Here is a 15,899-nt window from a genome sequence, read left to right on the forward strand (position 1 = left end):
CCTAGGAAATTGTGTAGAGTTACAGTTCAAACTATTTTTAACTCTTTTTAACATTTTACCGATCTATCTTTTGGCCGATTTTTATGCTTTAATATTGAATTTGAAAAAAGTGAAAAAATATTCCCAATCAACCGTTTGTAATTCAATCTAATAATTGTACATTTGCAGCCCGTTAATCGGGATAGGTTATTTAAATCAATAATATTCGAGAAGTGGATACATTAAGTTATAAAACTATTTCCGCCAATAAATCTACTGTTGACAAGCAATGGTTATTGGTTGATGCTGAAGGACAGACCTTAGGAAGATTGGCGTCTAAAGTAGCCAAGATACTTAGAGGGAAATATAAGACCAACTTTACCCCTCATGTTGATTGTGGGGACAATGTAATTGTCATCAATGCCGAGAAAATCGACATGACCGGAAACAAGTGGGACGATAAGGAATATCAAAGATACACAGGTTATCCAGGTGGACAACGTTCCGCTTCTGCGAAGGAAGTATTGGAAAAGCATCCTGAGCGCATCATTGAGAACTCTGTAAAAGGAATGCTTCCAAAGAACAAGCTTGGAGCTGAACTTTTCAGAAACCTTAAGGTATATGCCGGTGCAGAGCACGGACAAGAAGCGCAAAAACCAAAAGCAATAAACTTAAACGACTACAAATAATGGAAGTGGTTCATAAGATAGGCAGAAGAAAAACAGCTGTGGCCAGAGTTTACGTTTCCGAAGGTTCTGGAAACATTACAGTAAACAAAAGAGATCTTAACGATTATTTTACCACAGGTACATTGCAATATAAAGTAAAACAACCTTTTACTTTAACCGAGACCGAAGGAAACTACGACGTAAAAGTAAATGTTTACGGTGGCGGTATCACTGGTCAAGCAGAAGCCGTACGTTTGGCCTTGTCCAGGGCAATGTGCGAAATTGATATCGAAAACAGGGGAATCCTTAAACCAGAAGGTTTGTTGACAAGGGATCCAAGAATGGTGGAAAGAAAGAAATTCGGTCAGAAGAAAGCCCGTAAGAAATTCCAATTCTCCAAACGTTAATATACATTGGGTGTTTCGACACTCAATTATAGATAAGTTCATTGAAAACCCTGAAAACATCCAAATTTCAGGGTTAAATTTTTAACCAAAGTTGTCGTTGTTCCAAAAGGGATAAAATTATCGACTTTTTGGAAACTGGTTTAGCATCTAAATGGGCAGGGCGAACAAAATTTGTGACCACCTGCACATTGCTACTTACAACGGAACGTAAACTAAGTACAAAAAATGGCAAGTAAAATTGAAGTAAAAGACTTACTGGAAGCAGGTGTGCATTTTGGACACCTTACTAGAAAGTGGAACCCGAACATGGCGCCCTACATCTACATGGAGCGTAACGGGATCCACGTAATCAACCTTTACAAAACGGTTGCAAAACTTGAGGAAGCCAACGAGGCCCTTAAGAAAATCGCTGCATCAGGAAGAAAAATCCTTTTCGTAGCCACAAAAAAACAAGCAAAAGACATTGTTGCGGACAAAGTATCCAAAGTAAACATGCCTTACATCACAGAAAGATGGCCAGGTGGTATGTTGACCAACTTTGTAACCATTCGTAAAGCCGTTAAAAAAATGGCTTCTATCGACCGCATGAAGAAGGACGGTACTTTCAACACCCTTTCTAAAAAGGAAAGATTGCAAGTTGATCGTCTTCGTGCGAAGTTGGACAAAAACTTGGGTTCGATTGCTGACATGACCCGTTTGCCAGGTGCACTTTTTATCGTGGATACCATGCGTGAGCACATTGCGGTAAAAGAGGCACAAAAATTGAACATCCCGATTTTTGCAATGGTAGATACCAACTCCGACCCTCGTGATGTTGATTACGCAATTCCATCCAACGACGATGCAGGTAAATCCATCGAAGCTATCTTGGAATCCGTAACTAGTGCAGTAGCCGAAGGATTGGAAGAGCGCAAGAGCGAAAAAGGCAGTGGTAAGGACAAAGAAGAGGATGCTCCTAAAAAAGAGAAAAAATCTTCTGAAGAAAAATCAGCCAAAAAAGCTGAAGCCGCTCCTAAAAAAGAAGTTAAAGCAGACGACCTTACCAAAATTGAAGGCATAGGACCTAAAGCTGCCGAGGCTTTGGTAGAAAGCGGAATCACAACTTATGCTGAATTGGCAAAAGCTGACGCTGACGACATCAAAGAAACTTTGACGGAAGCTAGCTCAACTTTGGCTCACCTAGACCCAACATCTTGGCCAAAACAAGCAAAAATGGCTGCCGATGGTGAGTGGGACGAACTTAAAGAATGGCAAGACAGCGTAAAAGGTGGAGTTGAATAAACCCATTGATTTAACATTGTCCTAAACAAAAACACTTTTTTAGTGTTTTACTTTACATAAAATTTTAAAAGAAAAGAAAAATGGCAAAGATTACTGCCGCAGAGGTAAATAATTTAAGAAAGGCTACTGGAGCTGGTATGATGGATTGTAAAAAAGCTTTGGTCGAAGCAGATGGTGATTTTGACCAAGCAATTGAAATCCTAAGAAAACAAGGTCAAAAAGTTGCTGCTAAAAGAGCTGACAGAGAATCTTCCGAAGGTGCTGCCATCGCAAAAGTGAACGATGACAATACACAAGGAGTAGTAATCTCCCTTAACTGTGAGACCGACTTCGTTGCCAAAAACGATAGCTTTGTAAAACTTGCAAACGATTTGGCAGATTTGGCACTTGGTTTTGACAGTAAAGACGATTTCCTAGCTGCTTCTTTTGAGGGAATGACAGTTTCCGATAAATTGACAGAGCAAACTGGTGTAATCGGTGAGAAAATAGAAATCGGAAGCTTTGACAAATTGAGCGCCCCATTTGTAGGTTCCTACATTCACGCTGGAAACAAAATTGCTACATTGGTAGGTTTGTCCGCCAATGTTGATGGTGCTGCTGAAGCTGCAAAGGACGTAGCCATGCAAGCTGCCGCAATGAATCCAGTTGCCCTTAACGAGGAAGGTGTAGATCAATCCATCATTGACAAGGAAATTGAAATCGCTAAAGATCAATTACGTCAAGAAGGAAAACCAGAAGCTATGTTGGACAACATCGCAAAAGGTAAATTGAACCGTTTCTTTAAAGACAACACTTTGGTGAACCAAGCTTTCATTAAAGACAGCAAGCAAAGTGTAGCAGAATACGTTAAATCTGTGGATTCCAGTTTGGAAGTTACAGGTTTCACAAGAGTTGCACTAGGCTAATTCGCCAACAGAATAATATAAAAAACCGCTTCCCTTTCGAAGCGGTTTTTTTATGCCCAGATCTAACCCACAATTCTTCATTTGCCATAAATATTTTTGATTATTTTTGTCCGGACTTCAAGAAACTCTCAATGCATTACAAAAGAATTTTATTAAAACTAAGTGGGGAAGCCCTTATGGGCGAACAACAATACGGTATAGACGCCAAGCGATTGGACGAATATGCCGAAGAAATACAAGCTGTAATCGAAAAGGGCGTTGAAGTCGCCATAGTTATAGGTGGTGGTAATATTTTCAGGGGTCTCGCCGGCGCAAGCCAAGGAATGGACCGCGTTCAGGGCGATCATATGGGTATGCTGGCAACGGTGATCAACGGTCTGGCCCTACAAAGCGCATTGGAACTCAAGGGAGTTCAGACCAGATTACAATCAGCCATCAAGATCAATGAGGTGGCCGAACCTTTTATTAGAAGAAGAGCTATTCGTCACCTAGAAAAAGGCAGGGTCGTCATTTTTGGTGGCGGAACCGGAAACCCCTACTTCACCACGGACTCAGCCGCTGTTTTAAGGGCCATCGAAATTAAGGCAGATGTCATTTTAAAGGGAACCCGTGTGGATGGCATTTACACCTCCGACCCGGAAAAAGATAAGAACGCAACAAAGTTTGACTCCATTTCCTTCAACGAAGTGCTTTCCAAAGGACTCAAGGTTATGGACACCACAGCATTTACACTAAGCCAGGAAAACGAACTGCCCATTGTAGTGTTCGACATGAACACTCAAGGCAACTTAATGAAAATAGTATCCGGAGAAAATATAGGAACAGTGGTCAACGTATAAGTTGACATAAACTTTGGTTTCAATTTAATAAATTTGAAAGTTATGGACGAAGATGTAAAATTTATTCTTGATAGCACAAAAGAAAGTATGGAAGCAAGTATTGAACACTTGCAAAAGGCATTGACCAAGATTAGGGCCGGTAAAGCAAGCCCAATAATGCTTTCTACGGTAATGGTAGACTATTATGGTTCGCAGACACCACTTTCCCAAGTATCCAACATCAATACTCCCGATGCACGTACCCTATCGGTTCAACCATGGGAAAAAAACCTGTTGGGTGAAATAGAGACCGCCATCATGAATGCTAATTTGGGGTTCAACCCAATGAACAACGGGGAAACCATAATCATTAACGTTCCACCATTAACGGAAGAGCGAAGGATACAATTGGCAAAGCAGGCAAAAGGAGAGGCCGAGGATGCCAAAGTAAGTATACGAAGCGCTAGACAAGAGGCAAATAAAGAATTGAAAGAGTTGGATATTTCCGAAGACCTTTTGAGAAATGCCGAAGTAGATGTCCAGGAACTAACCAACAAATACATCGACAGGGTCGACGCTATCCTCACCGCCAAAGAAGCGGAGATCATGAAGGTATAAAACTTGGATTTTGACCAGCTACTTTCCTAGGAACACAGCATATCATTTTCTACCTTTGCGGCCAACAAAACCCAAATGGTAGCAAAGCTCACTAAAGGATTTTGGCCCAAGGTCGCTAGCATTATACTCCGCAATAGAATCCTGATTCTTTTGACGGTTATCGGCATTACCGTTTTTTTGGCCATGCAATGGAAAAACATGCAGTTTTCCAATACAGAAGCCAATATTCTGCCAGACGACCATCCAGCTAGTATTCAATACAACGCTTTTACCAAAATCTTTGGTGAAGAAGGCAATGCTATTGTTCTTGCCATTAGGGATTCCGCCCTATTCACACCAAAAAACTTTAACCGTTGGAATACATTGAGCAAACAGCTTGATGCATTTCCAGAAGTTGATTATGTGATTTCCCTAGAGAACTTAAAGGAACTCATTAAAGATAATGAGACCCAGACCTTCTCCATGGAACCTTTGATTTCCCATGCTCCAAAGACCAAGCAGGAAATCGACTCCCTTACCAACCACCTGTTCAAAGAACTTCCATTTTACGATAACTTAGTGTACAATCCTGAAAGCGGAACTATACAGACGGTAGTTTATCTGGACAAGGACATTATGAACACTGCGGTAAGGAACGAGTTTATCTTGAATGATCTTGCCGAACTCGTGGAAGACTTTGAACAAGAGACCCAAATGGATGTTCGTATTTCCGGGATGCCCTATATCCGTACTTGGAACACCAAATCCATTATTGATGAGATCGGACTGTTCATCGTAGGTGCACTTTTGGTCACATCCCTTATATTTTTCTTTTTCTTTAGGAGTTTCAGGGCAACCTTTATCTCCATGTGCGTGGTCATTATCGGGGTGATGTGGGCCTTTGGAATACTTGGCCTTTTAAGGTATGAAATAACCATCTTAACGGCATTGATCCCCCCTTTGATCATTGTAATCGGTATTCCCAATTGTATTTTCTTGATCAATAAATATCAGCAAGAAGTCAAAAAACATGGTAATCAAGCACTATCCCTTCAGCGGGTGATTTCCAAAATTGGCAATGCCACATTGATGACAAACATTACCACGGCATCAGGTTTTGCCACCTTCATTATTTTGGATAGCGATCTACTCAAAGAATTTGGTATTGTTGCTTCGATCAACATTATCGGGATTTTTATCCTTTCCCTTTTAATCATCCCAATCGTATACAGCTTTATGTCGCTTCCCAAGACCAAGCACCTAAAGCACCTGAACAAAAAGTGGATGGACCTTTTTGTGAACTGGATGGAAAACATTGTTAGAAACCATCGAATTGCAGTTTATATCACCACCGTTGCTGTTTTAGTCTTGAGTATTATTGGTATTTACCAGATGCGCATCACCGGAAGTAGGATTGAGGATTTGCCCAAGAACAGCCATTTCTACAAGGACATCCAATTTTTTGAAGCAGAGTTTGACGGCATCATGCCCATGGAAATTGTAGTGGATACCAAACGAAAAAATGGAGTGGTGAAGCCAGCGACCTTAAAACGCATGGACCGTTTGGGAACCGTTATAGACGAAATACCGGAACTATCAAGACCAATCTCTATAGTTGACCTGGTAAAATATTCCAAGCAGGCATACTACAACGGTATTCCAAAATACTACCAACTTCCTACCAGCCAAGAGAACACCTTCATCATGAGTGCTGTTCAAAAGTCATCTACAGGTGGGGCCGACCTTTTGCAAAGCTTTGTGGACAGCACAGGGCAAACTGCCCGTTTGACCACCTATATGCGCGATGTAAAAATCGATCGTATGGAGGAAATCGAAAAAGATGTGCAACAAGCCATCACAAAGGAATTCCCAGACGAGAGGTACAACGTTTTTATGACGGGTAAAGCTTTATTGTTCCTAAAAGGGACTAAATATCTGGTAAAAAACCTATTATTGTCACTTGCACTGGCCATAGGCTTGATTTCCCTTTTTATGGCCTACCTGTTCCGGTCTTTTAGAATGGTGATCATATCCTTGGTGCCCAACCTATTGCCACTGGTCATAACAGCCGGCCTCATGGGTTATTTGGGAGTACCCATAAAACCATCTACCATCTTGGTGTTCAGTATCGCTTTTGGGATATCCGTTGACGATACGATCCACTTTTTGGCAAAATACCGGCAGGAACTCACCGCAAATCGTTGGCACATCAAACGGTCGGTGTATGCGGCCTTGCGTGAGACGGGAGTGAGCATGTTCTACACCTCCATTGTGCTGTTCTTTGGGTTTTCTGTATTTATCATCTCAAGTTTTGGGGGCACCAAAGCGTTGGGAGGACTGGTATCGGCCACCTTGCTCTTCGCCATGCTTTCCAATTTGATTCTGCTACCTTCCTTGTTATTGTCTTTGGAACGAAGCATTGCCAACAAGCAAGTGCTCAAAAAACCTCAAATCGACATATTGCCCCAGGACGAGGACAACCCCAAGGAAAAATAGTGTTTACAATAGACATAAATTAGGCCAATCCATTGCCATCATTTTTTATCAAAAACCTATCTTTACCAACTAAATCACCATAGTTTTAGAATGATGTCTTATTCCATAAAAGAATTGCTAGAAAAGCAACCCGTAGGAGATTCCGTTGAAGTAAATGGATGGGTAAAAACATTTAGAAGTAACCGATTTATCGCCCTTAACGATGGTTCCACCATACATAATATCCAATGTGTAGTCGATTTTGAAAATCTGGACGAAGCATTGCTCAAAAAGATTTCGACCGGGGCCGCCCTAAAAGTAACAGGGGCTTTGGAAGAAAGTCAAGGCCGTGGGCAGAGTGTAGAAATCCAAGTAACCGATATATTCGTTCACGGAACGGCAGACCCGGAGACCTATCCTATCCAACCCAAAAAACACTCGTTGGAGTTTTTAAGGGAGAAGGCTCATCTTCGGGTAAGGACCAATACCTTTTCTGCCGTAATGCGTGTGAGGTCAGTACTTTCATTTGCTGTTCACAGCTACTTTCAGCAAAATGGATTCTACTATATGCATGCCCCTATCATTACCGGTTCGGATGCAGAAGGCGCTGGTGAAATGTTCCGTGTATCCACCTTGGATGCCAAAAAACCACCATTGAACGAATCCGGTGAGGTAGATTACTCCGAGGACTTTTTTGGAAAAGAGACCAACCTTACCGTATCGGGACAATTGGAAGCCGAGACCTATGCCATGGGACTTGGCAAGGTCTATACTTTTGGACCTACATTTAGGGCAGAGAACTCCAATACATCCCGCCACTTGGCGGAATTCTGGATGATAGAACCTGAAATGGCTTTCTATGATCTTGATGCCAATATGGATCTTGCAGAAGATTTTATAAAATACATTATTCAATACGTACTGGACCATTGCCAGGATGATCTTGAATTCTTGGAAAAACGCTTATTGGACGAAGAAAAGGCCAAACCACAGAACGAACGCTCGGAGATGGCCCTTATCGAGAAGTTGAAATTCGTTGTAGAGAACAACTTTAAAAGGGTATCTTACACCGAAGCCATTGATATATTGAAGAACAGTAAGCCCAACAAAAAGAAAAAGTTCCAATTCCCTATTGATGAATGGGGTGCAGACCTACAAAGTGAGCACGAACGTTTCTTGGTGGAAAAGCACTTTAAATGTCCGGTAATCCTTTTTGATTACCCTGCGAACATCAAGGCTTTTTACATGCGATTGAACGAGGACGGCAAAACAGTGAGAGCTATGGACGTACTTTTCCCTGGTATCGGTGAAATCGTAGGTGGGTCACAAAGAGAAGAACGTTTGGATGTGCTGGAACAAAAAATAAAGGAACTCGACATAGACGCCAAAGAACTTTGGTGGTACCTTGACCTTAGAAAATTTGGTACTGCCGTACACAGTGGATTTGGACTAGGATTTGAGCGTATGGTTCAATTTGCCACAGGAATGGGCAACATTAGAGATGTAATCCCCTACCCTAGAACACCGCAGAACGCCGAGTTTTAATTTGATTTTATTATTTTAAGAAGGTAAGATTGTAAATTATCAATCCGTATGCTGAAACAACATCTACAGTTTAAACTTTCCCAAAAACTGTCTCCACAGCAGATTCAGCTCATGAAACTTATTCAATTGCCAACACTGGCTTTTGAACAAAAGTTAAAGCAGGAGCTGGAAGAAAATCCTGCATTGGAGAGCGGAAAAGAGGAGAGCGATGTTCTGGATGACATGTACGAGGATACCTATGATGATTCGGATGACAATGAAAGCATCGACACGGAGGAAATCAATATTGATGACTACTTGAGCGATGACGAAATACCGGATTACAGAACCCAGGCCAACAATTATAGCGCAGATGACGAGGACAAAAGGGTTCCCTATGCTGCAGGCACGTCCTTTACGCAATATTTACTCACCCAGCTCAACACAGTCTATCTGGATGACCAAGAATGGGCCATTGCCGAATTTTTGGTGGGCAGTGTGGACGAAAGTGGCTACATACGCCGACCTCTTCCAGATATAATGGACGACCTTGCCTTTACACAGAACATTTACGTTGAGGAAGATAAAATAAAACAAGTTCTGAAGATCGTTCAAGATCTAGACCCTCCGGGGGTTGCTTCCCGTTCGTTGGACGAATGCTTGATTATACAATTAAAACGCAAGGAGCCTAAACCTTCTGTGGAACTGGCCATTAGCATACTTGAGCGTTCTTTTGAACATTTTACAAAAAAGCATTATTCCAAGCTCATCCAAAAACATCATGTTTCAGAAGAAGAGCTTAAGGAGGCAATTTCAGAAATAGAAAAATTGAATCCAAAGCCGGGAGGGTCGTATTCAGGAAATACCCGGATGATAGAACATATTGTTCCCGATTTTTCCATTAAAATCGTGGACGGTGAACTGGAACTCAGCCTTAATGGGAGAAACGCCCCAGAGCTACATGTGTCCAAAGAGTACAGTAATATGCTGGAAGGCTACAAAAACGCCAAGGAAAAGTCCAAATCCCAGAAGGATACCGTCATGTTCATCAAACAGAAATTGGATGCCGCCAAATGGTTCATAGACGCCATCAGGCAGCGCCAACAGACACTGTACATTACCATGAGTACCATCATGGAATATCAAAAAGAGTACTTTATGACCGGGGACGAGCGCAAGTTGCGTCCCATGATCCTAAAGGATATTGCTGATAAAATAGACATGGACGTATCCACCGTATCAAGGGTGGCCAACAGTAAATATGTGGACACTCCTTATGGCACCAAACTGATAAAGGATTTCTTTTCAGAGGCCATGAAAAATGAGCAGGGAGAGGATGTATCTACAAGGGAAATCAAAAAGATTCTAGAGACCGTTATTCGCGATGAGGAAAAGAAAAAACCTCTTACGGATGCAAAATTGGCCAAGATTCTAAAAGAAAAAGGGTATCCTATTGCCCGGCGAACCGTAGCCAAATACCGGGAGCAGTTGGATATTCCAGTGGCAAGGCTACGAAAAGAAATATAATGCGCCACGTATACAACATTATATCTTACCTATTCCATCCGTTGTTCATTCCGATTGGAGGGACTATAGTGTATTTTTTGGTGGCTCCTTACAGCACTTTAGAGACCCAAAGTGGGAACATACTCCCCATTTTTATACTAACGGTGATTATTCCGATTATTTTTTTCCTGATCCTGAAAAATCTCGGTGTAATCAATTCTATATTTTTACCGACCATCCAAGAACGCAAATATCCGCTCTATATTAGCTGTATTATCTTTTTGATGATATTGTACAAGGTAATACCCAATAATTACGTACACGAGCTCTTTTATTACTTTACTGGTCTCTTAACGGCTACTACGGCTACCATTGTCCTGTTGTTTTTTCGGTTCAAGACCAGTATGCACCTTTTGGGGATGGGAAGCATTCTGACCTTTATGGTAGCGCTGAGCATTCATTTTGAAATCAATATTACCATCGCCATTAGTTTGTTTACCTTATTTACCGGAATGGTAGCTACATCCAGATTATACCTAAATGCCCATACAAAAAATGAGCTATTGATTGGTTTTATGCTAGGATGCTGTTCCCAACTAATTATTCTCAAATACTGGCTATAGAATATAAAAGGTGAGTCCGACCCGTAGAACTCTTAAATCGATGGATTCACCTGCAATTGAAACCCCTTCTTTCAACAAAGGATTTAAACTATAATAAGCATGGATGTTCCATGTATTATATCCAAAATTCAGCATAAGACCGTACTGTAGAGTGTCAATGTCATCATTTGAGAAGGAAACATTTCCCTCATCAGCAACCAATTTGGATCTCCCAGAAAACACGTACCCCAATTTGGCTCCTGCATATATTCTCCAAAACTTATATTCTGTCGCTGTAGATGTACGCCACCTAACCTCTAGAGGAAATTCTATGGCATGTGTTTCCAATTTACTGCGGTTGAAGTTCTCATCATCTACAATCTGATAAGTCCTTACACCACCGTCCTCTGCTACCCCCATATTGGAATAATATGAATTAGCGGCGTAGCCCAAACCAATACCAAATCCAAAATTCCTCCTTCTGTTGAGCGGAATATCTTTAATAAAACCAAGTTGCAGATTATAGGAAAGGTTACGCTGGTCGAGTGCATCAGGACTATTCAACAGCACGTTATATCCAACACCTATATAAAACTGGTCTTCCAGATAACTGTTATCCACGGGTTGTACCTGTGTGCTATCTGTAGCTGATTGGCCCAAAACAAAACAAGAGCACAGCATGCAAAGTGAAATAATCGAAATCTTGTAAAACAACTGAATCATGTGACAATTTAAAACAAAAAACGCCCCAAATTAAAAATTTGGAGCGTTTCCCACTAAATCTAAGCTATTGCCTACTGTAGATTGTTAAAAGCATCTCCCTCATAAGTGGTATAATTCACTTTAAGGGCATTTACTTCTCTCAATTGTTGCTTAATGTCGGTAATTAGGCCCATATTGGCCTCTTTATCAACCTTCAAAGCAGTAGTCAATACATTTTGAAGTTCTTGCGGTTTCTTTGCACGTTCTGCCAAAATAAATGAACCTACTTCGTCCACATTGGCAAATTTATCATTCAATTGGATTTTTGGTTCTGTTCCAAAAACCTTTTGATATTCTTGAGTAGGTGTCCCTACATAAATGTAAATAACGCGATCCTTCTTTTCCAACTTCTTAATTTCCGAAGCGTTTGGAAGGGTGTTGGCAACCATTAAAGAACTATCCTTCATCGTGGTCACTGTCATAAAGAAGAAAAGTAGCATGAAAACGATATCTGGCAACGAAGCCGTTGACACCGCTGGTAAATCTCCTTCCTTCTTTTTGGTAAACTTAGCCATATTAAATATAGTTTTTAATCGGTTGTTGTTTCTGCTTCTGAAAGCTTTTGTGGAAACATATCTTGGATACGCTTTACTTTATCTTTCAGTTCATCTCTTACGTTTGATGGTGTCTCTGGATCCAAATATTTGGATTCCATCGTTGTAAAATCGGAACCATACAAACGCTGAGCTTCACGGTTACGCAAGTCATTGTAAGCACCCACCAACTCGTTTTGCACGGTTATGTATGTACTATACTTGGTTTCCCTATCGTTCTTCAACGAAATGATCGCTTTTGTTGGGTTATCTGATGAAGAAGGATCCTTCTTACCTTTACAATAAGTGCAAGATCCATCGGCGCCGTTTTCCAAAAAGGCGGTGGCCGCGTCTCTCAAATCCTTAATTTCCATCAAATTATCCTCAACCAAAAGTTGTCCATTTCTGTTGATGTTCACAGTAAAAATGTTTTTCTGCTTGATCACAACATCTTGCTCTGGCGGCTCTATTGGCGGTAGCATACGGTCCAAACCTGCATCTGTTTCAATGGTGGTGGTCACCAAGAAAAAGATAAGCAGAAGGAATGCAATATCCGCCATGGAACCGGCATTTACTTCCGGCGCACCTTTTCTTCTAGGCATAATTCAACTTTTTACTTTACAAACATTCTTTTCAAACCTGGTACTATCATTAGAATTACCGCTATAAGCGTAAGGATGAAAAATACGTTCAATCCCATTCCAATGTTTTTCACAGTTCCTTCCGTGGTCTCAATACCTCTTTCGGACATTGTTTCGACCACAGCCATATTATCTGAAGAAATCCCGTAAGATATAGCTACAATAATAGCTAATCCGCCAATGGCAAAAAGGGCTTTCTTAACACTTCCTTTTGTGGTAAACAATTTTGCCAGACCAAACACCAAAGAAGTGATCACGGCAATAGCCAAAAGGATGTACATTATAATGAACATGAAGTTCATTGCACCACTATTAATGGCATTTGGATCATCGGCAGACGGAAGAGAGAACCAAAGTACGGCTGCTACCAATCCGATGACGATGAGCAATATTTTTACTATTTTATTCATGATTCTCGATAGATTTTAATTCGTAATTATTTCTTGTGGGCAGCCAACATATCAATCAAAGCGATTGAGCTGTCTTCCATATCGTTTACGATACTATCGATTTTTGCAATAATATAGTTGTAGAAAATCTGAAGGATAATCGCTGTGATCAAACCGAATACGGTTGTCAATAACGCCACCTGGATATCTCCCGCAATCAAAGATGCACTCAAGTTACCTACTGCTGCAATTTTCTGGAAGGCCGCGATCATACCGATTACCGTACCCATGAACCCAAGCATCGGAGCAATAGCGATAAACAAAGACAACCAAGAAACGTTTTTCTCCAATTGTCCCATTTGCACACCACCGTAAGCCACAACAGCTTTCTCTGCAGATTCTAGTCCTTCATCCACTCTATCCAAACCTTGGTAGTAGATAGAAGCAACTGGTCCTTTTGTGTTTCTACAAACCTCTTTGGCTGCCTCAACACCACCAGAAGCCAAAGCGTCCTCAACTTGTTGCTTCAATTTGGTAGAGTTGGTAGTTGCCAAATTCAAATAAATAATTCTTTCGATGGCAACAGCCAATCCCAAGATCAAACAAAGAAGTACAATTCCCATGAAGGCAGGACCCCCTTGGATAAATTGCTCTTTCAATACTTGGGTGAAGCTAGCGCTGGCTTCAGCTTCTTCTTGTAACATTGCTGCAGATGCAGTTGTTGTTCCCATCACAAACATTCCAGCAGCAGCCAGAGTAAAGGATATTTTTTTCATTTTACTTAAACTTAAATTTAGTTAGTTAATAATATAAAGATATAAAAATTTTACAATTGAAAAATTAAAATACCTAGCAGAGAGGAAGGGATTCGAACCCTCGATACACTTTTGGTGTATACACACTTTCCAGGCGTGCGCCTTCGACCACTCGGCCACCTCTCTATTGTTCCATTTAGGCCGACCAATAAACGAAAAAATTATTAGTTATAGAAATTTGATGCGTTAATTTTACACCATCTCACCACGAAGGGGCGTCTCAAAAATTGTCTTGAACAATTTGTCGGGAACCCCCGTCCCTAATAGGTACATCGCTTTTGTTATGGCAGCCTCCGTTGTAATATCCTTGCCGTTAACCAGTTGCATCTCCTTCAGTTTTTCACTGGTTTCGTAATGCCCCATAGAAACACTGCCCCCAGAGCATTGGGTAACGTTAATTATGTGCAATCCATTTTCCACGGCTTTTTTTATTGCATTTAAAAACCATTCGTCCATTGGAGCGTTTCCAGCACCATAGGTTTCCAGTATCAATGCCTTTAAATCGGGAATATTCAGCACCGATTGCAGCACATTTTGATTGATTCCCGGGAAAAGCTTCAAAATCGCAACCCTATCATCCATCTTTTTATGTACTTGGAGCGACTTGTTTTTGGTGACTTTTTTTATCAAATAGTTATCATGGACATTTAAATGGACACCGGACTCCACTAAAGGGGGGTAGTTTAAGGAATTGAAAGCTTCAAAATGTTCCGCATTTATCTTGGTAGTTCTATTGCCACGATAGAGCTTATATTCGAAATATAGACCGACCTCGCGTAAAACGGGCTTCCCTTTTTTCCGAAGGGCGGCAATTTCTATGGAAGTAATCAGGTTTTCCTTGGCATCTGTTCGCAAATCTCCAATGGGCAACTGCGATCCTGTAAAAATTACGGGCTTCTCCAGATTCTCCAACATAAAACTAAGGGCAGATGCCGAATAGCTCATGGTATCGCTACCATGAAGCACCACAAAACCGTCATTTTCCTCGTAATGCCCTTCAATTATGGAGGCAATTTGAGCCCAATAACCAGGGTTCATGTTAGATGAATCGATGGGTTCATCAAAAGAAACACCCCTTAGATTACAATCCAATTGCTTCAGCTCCGGTATATTTTTCACCAATTCGTCAAAATTGAACGCCTTGAGCGCACCGGTTTTATAATCCTTTACCATACCAATGGTTCCTCCTGTATAGATCAGTAATATGTTGGTCTTCTTTTTCATAGATCAGATTCCAAATATTTGCTTGGAGTTTTCCGTAGTGATTGTAGCGATTTCTTCTTCGGGCATACTATATATGGAAGAGAGTTTTTCCAATACCTTGATAATGTACGAGCTTTCGTTCCGCTTTCCCCGATAAGGCGCCGGTGCCAAATATGGTGCATCGGTTTCCAGAACAATATGTTTCAGGTCGATTTGGTTCAAAAACTGGTCTATTTTACCATTTTTGAACGTCGCCACGCCTCCAATTCCTAACTTCATATTATATGATAAAGCTTGATGCGCCTGTTCCAAAGTCCCCGTAAAACAGTGAAAAATCCCGAAGAGCTCCTCGTCCTTTTCTTGTTCCAATACTTCGAACACCTCATCAAAGGCATCACGGCAATGGATCACTATGGGCAACTGATGCTTTTTCGCCAACCGAATCTGATGGGCAAAGGCCTCCTGCTGCTCTTTTAAAAAGGTCTTGTCCCAATACAGGTCTACCCCTATTTCGCCCACGGCGTAAAACTTTTTCTTGGACAACCACTCTTCTACATGAGCCAACTCCTCCTTATAATTTTCCTTAACGTGGGTTGGGTGCAGGCCCATCATCAAAAACACATTGTCCGGATAATTTCTTTCCAAATCCAACATGGATTGGGTGTAGGTTGAATCGATGGCAGGGATAAAAAAGCGCTCCACCCCGGCATCTAGGGCCCGCTGCATCATTTCATCTCTATCCTCGTCAAAGGCTTCACTATATAAATGGGTATGGGTATCGGTTATGATCATTC

At 41.2% G+C, this 15,899-nt stretch carries 17 protein-coding genes and 1 tRNA gene; 10 read left to right on the forward strand and 8 right to left on the reverse strand.

Features of this window, described 5'->3' with window-relative positions:
* The first annotated feature begins 212 nt into the window (after positions 1-212).
* The 10 genes from rplM to K1F36_RS06935 all read left to right on the forward strand — a co-directional run bounded on the left by rplM (position 213) and on the right by K1F36_RS06935 (position 10,783).
* A complete protein-coding gene (gene rplM, locus K1F36_RS06890; RefSeq protein ID WP_207034691.1) occupies positions 213-668 on the forward strand; it encodes a 50S ribosomal protein L13 in 456 nt (151 codons plus the stop codon).
* Positions 668-1,054: a 30S ribosomal protein S9 gene (rpsI, locus tag K1F36_RS06895; RefSeq protein WP_220113159.1), complete on the forward strand. Its 387-nt coding sequence runs from the start codon at positions 668-670 to the stop codon at positions 1,052-1,054. Before rplM ends, rpsI begins: the two co-directional genes overlap by 1 nt.
* A 225-nt stretch (positions 1,055-1,279) precedes the next feature.
* Complete coding sequence (gene rpsB / locus K1F36_RS06900; RefSeq protein ID WP_220113160.1) at positions 1,280-2,335, forward strand: 30S ribosomal protein S2; 1,056 nt, start codon at positions 1,280-1,282, stop codon at positions 2,333-2,335.
* A gap of 80 nt (positions 2,336-2,415) precedes the next feature.
* A complete protein-coding gene (gene tsf, locus K1F36_RS06905) occupies positions 2,416-3,240 on the forward strand; it encodes a translation elongation factor Ts (protein WP_220113161.1) in 825 nt (274 codons plus the stop codon).
* Between the two features lie 131 nt (positions 3,241-3,371).
* A complete protein-coding gene (gene pyrH / locus K1F36_RS06910) occupies positions 3,372-4,079 on the forward strand; it encodes a UMP kinase (protein ID WP_207034683.1) in 708 nt (235 codons plus the stop codon).
* A 42-nt stretch (positions 4,080-4,121) separates the two neighbouring features.
* Positions 4,122-4,676, forward strand: a complete 555-nt coding sequence (gene frr / locus K1F36_RS06915; protein ID WP_220113162.1) for a ribosome recycling factor — start codon at positions 4,122-4,124, stop codon at positions 4,674-4,676.
* A gap of 75 nt (positions 4,677-4,751) precedes the next feature.
* A complete protein-coding gene (locus tag K1F36_RS06920; protein ID WP_220113163.1) occupies positions 4,752-7,151 on the forward strand; it encodes an efflux RND transporter permease subunit in 2,400 nt (799 codons plus the stop codon).
* Positions 7,152-7,241: 90 nt separating this feature from the next.
* Positions 7,242-8,675, forward strand: a complete 1,434-nt coding sequence (gene asnS, locus K1F36_RS06925) for an asparagine--tRNA ligase (RefSeq protein ID WP_220113164.1) — start codon at positions 7,242-7,244, stop codon at positions 8,673-8,675.
* 48 nt (positions 8,676-8,723) lie between these two features.
* Positions 8,724-10,181 carry an RNA polymerase factor sigma-54 gene (rpoN, locus tag K1F36_RS06930; protein ID WP_220113165.1) on the forward strand — a complete coding sequence of 486 codons (1,458 nt, stop codon included), beginning with the start codon at positions 8,724-8,726 and terminating at the stop codon, positions 10,179-10,181.
* Positions 10,181-10,783, forward strand: a complete 603-nt coding sequence (locus tag K1F36_RS06935; RefSeq protein ID WP_207034673.1) for a hypothetical protein — start codon at positions 10,181-10,183, stop codon at positions 10,781-10,783. The genes rpoN and K1F36_RS06935 overlap by 1 nt, the downstream gene beginning before the upstream one ends.
* On the opposite strand, the gene K1F36_RS06940 is transcribed toward K1F36_RS06935, so the two are convergent.
* The 8 genes from K1F36_RS06940 to K1F36_RS06975 all read right to left on the reverse strand — a co-directional run bounded on the left by K1F36_RS06940 (position 10,778) and on the right by K1F36_RS06975 (position 15,897).
* Positions 10,778-11,485, reverse strand: a complete 708-nt coding sequence (locus tag K1F36_RS06940; protein WP_220113166.1) for a porin family protein — start codon at positions 11,483-11,485, stop codon at positions 10,778-10,780. The two genes, K1F36_RS06935 and K1F36_RS06940, sit on opposite strands and share 6 nt — an antisense overlap.
* A gap of 71 nt (positions 11,486-11,556) precedes the next feature.
* Complete coding sequence (locus K1F36_RS06945) at positions 11,557-12,039, reverse strand: ExbD/TolR family protein (RefSeq protein WP_108246352.1); 483 nt, start codon at positions 12,037-12,039, stop codon at positions 11,557-11,559.
* 14 nt (positions 12,040-12,053) lie between these two features.
* Positions 12,054-12,659, reverse strand: coding sequence for an ExbD/TolR family protein (locus K1F36_RS06950; RefSeq protein WP_220113167.1), 606 nt, complete (start codon positions 12,657-12,659; stop codon positions 12,054-12,056).
* An 11-nt stretch (positions 12,660-12,670) separates the two neighbouring features.
* Positions 12,671-13,108, reverse strand: coding sequence for a hypothetical protein (locus tag K1F36_RS06955; RefSeq protein WP_220113168.1), 438 nt, complete (start codon positions 13,106-13,108; stop codon positions 12,671-12,673).
* 26 nt (positions 13,109-13,134) lie between these two features.
* On the reverse strand, positions 13,135-13,863 hold the full coding sequence (locus tag K1F36_RS06960) for a MotA/TolQ/ExbB proton channel family protein (protein WP_108246355.1): 729 nt from the start codon (positions 13,861-13,863) through the stop codon (positions 13,135-13,137).
* 77 nt (positions 13,864-13,940) lie between these two features.
* Positions 13,941-14,028: transfer RNA gene (locus tag K1F36_RS06965), tRNA-Ser, on the reverse strand.
* 66 nt (positions 14,029-14,094) lie between these two features.
* A complete protein-coding gene (locus K1F36_RS06970) occupies positions 14,095-15,126 on the reverse strand; it encodes an asparaginase (protein ID WP_220113169.1) in 1,032 nt (343 codons plus the stop codon).
* A 3-nt stretch (positions 15,127-15,129) separates the two neighbouring features.
* Complete coding sequence (locus K1F36_RS06975) at positions 15,130-15,897, reverse strand: TatD family hydrolase (RefSeq protein WP_220113170.1); 768 nt, start codon at positions 15,895-15,897, stop codon at positions 15,130-15,132.
* Positions 15,898-15,899 lie beyond the last annotated feature (2 nt).

Origin of the sequence: Flagellimonas abyssi (genome assembly GCF_019457905.1) — a bacterium.
GTDB lineage: Bacteria > Bacteroidota > Bacteroidia > Flavobacteriales > Flavobacteriaceae > Flagellimonas > Flagellimonas abyssi.

Coding starts and splice junctions, on each gene's coding strand:
- asnS (WP_220113164.1), top strand. CDS start 7,242: ATGATGTCTTATTCCATAAAAGAATTGCTAGAAAAGCAACCCGTAGGA.
- rpsI (WP_220113159.1), top strand. CDS start 668: ATGGAAGTGGTTCATAAGATAGGCAGAAGAAAAACAGCTGTGGCCAGA.
- K1F36_RS06935 (WP_207034673.1), top strand. CDS start 10,181: ATGCGCCACGTATACAACATTATATCTTACCTATTCCATCCGTTGTTC.
- pyrH (WP_207034683.1), top strand. CDS start 3,372: ATGCATTACAAAAGAATTTTATTAAAACTAAGTGGGGAAGCCCTTATG.
- tsf (WP_220113161.1), top strand. CDS start 2,416: ATGGCAAAGATTACTGCCGCAGAGGTAAATAATTTAAGAAAGGCTACT.
- K1F36_RS06975 (WP_220113170.1), bottom strand. CDS start 15,897: ATGATCATAACCGATACCCATACCCATTTATATAGTGAAGCCTTTGAC.
- rpoN (WP_220113165.1), top strand. CDS start 8,724: ATGCTGAAACAACATCTACAGTTTAAACTTTCCCAAAAACTGTCTCCA.
- rpsB (WP_220113160.1), top strand. CDS start 1,280: ATGGCAAGTAAAATTGAAGTAAAAGACTTACTGGAAGCAGGTGTGCAT.
- K1F36_RS06945 (WP_108246352.1), bottom strand. CDS start 12,039: ATGGCTAAGTTTACCAAAAAGAAGGAAGGAGATTTACCAGCGGTGTCA.
- frr (WP_220113162.1), top strand. CDS start 4,122: ATGGACGAAGATGTAAAATTTATTCTTGATAGCACAAAAGAAAGTATG.
- K1F36_RS06960 (WP_108246355.1), bottom strand. CDS start 13,863: ATGAAAAAAATATCCTTTACTCTGGCTGCTGCTGGAATGTTTGTGATG.
- K1F36_RS06940 (WP_220113166.1), bottom strand. CDS start 11,485: ATGATTCAGTTGTTTTACAAGATTTCGATTATTTCACTTTGCATGCTG.
- K1F36_RS06920 (WP_220113163.1), top strand. CDS start 4,752: ATGGTAGCAAAGCTCACTAAAGGATTTTGGCCCAAGGTCGCTAGCATT.
- K1F36_RS06950 (WP_220113167.1), bottom strand. CDS start 12,659: ATGCCTAGAAGAAAAGGTGCGCCGGAAGTAAATGCCGGTTCCATGGCG.
- K1F36_RS06955 (WP_220113168.1), bottom strand. CDS start 13,108: ATGAATAAAATAGTAAAAATATTGCTCATCGTCATCGGATTGGTAGCA.
- K1F36_RS06970 (WP_220113169.1), bottom strand. CDS start 15,126: ATGAAAAAGAAGACCAACATATTACTGATCTATACAGGAGGAACCATT.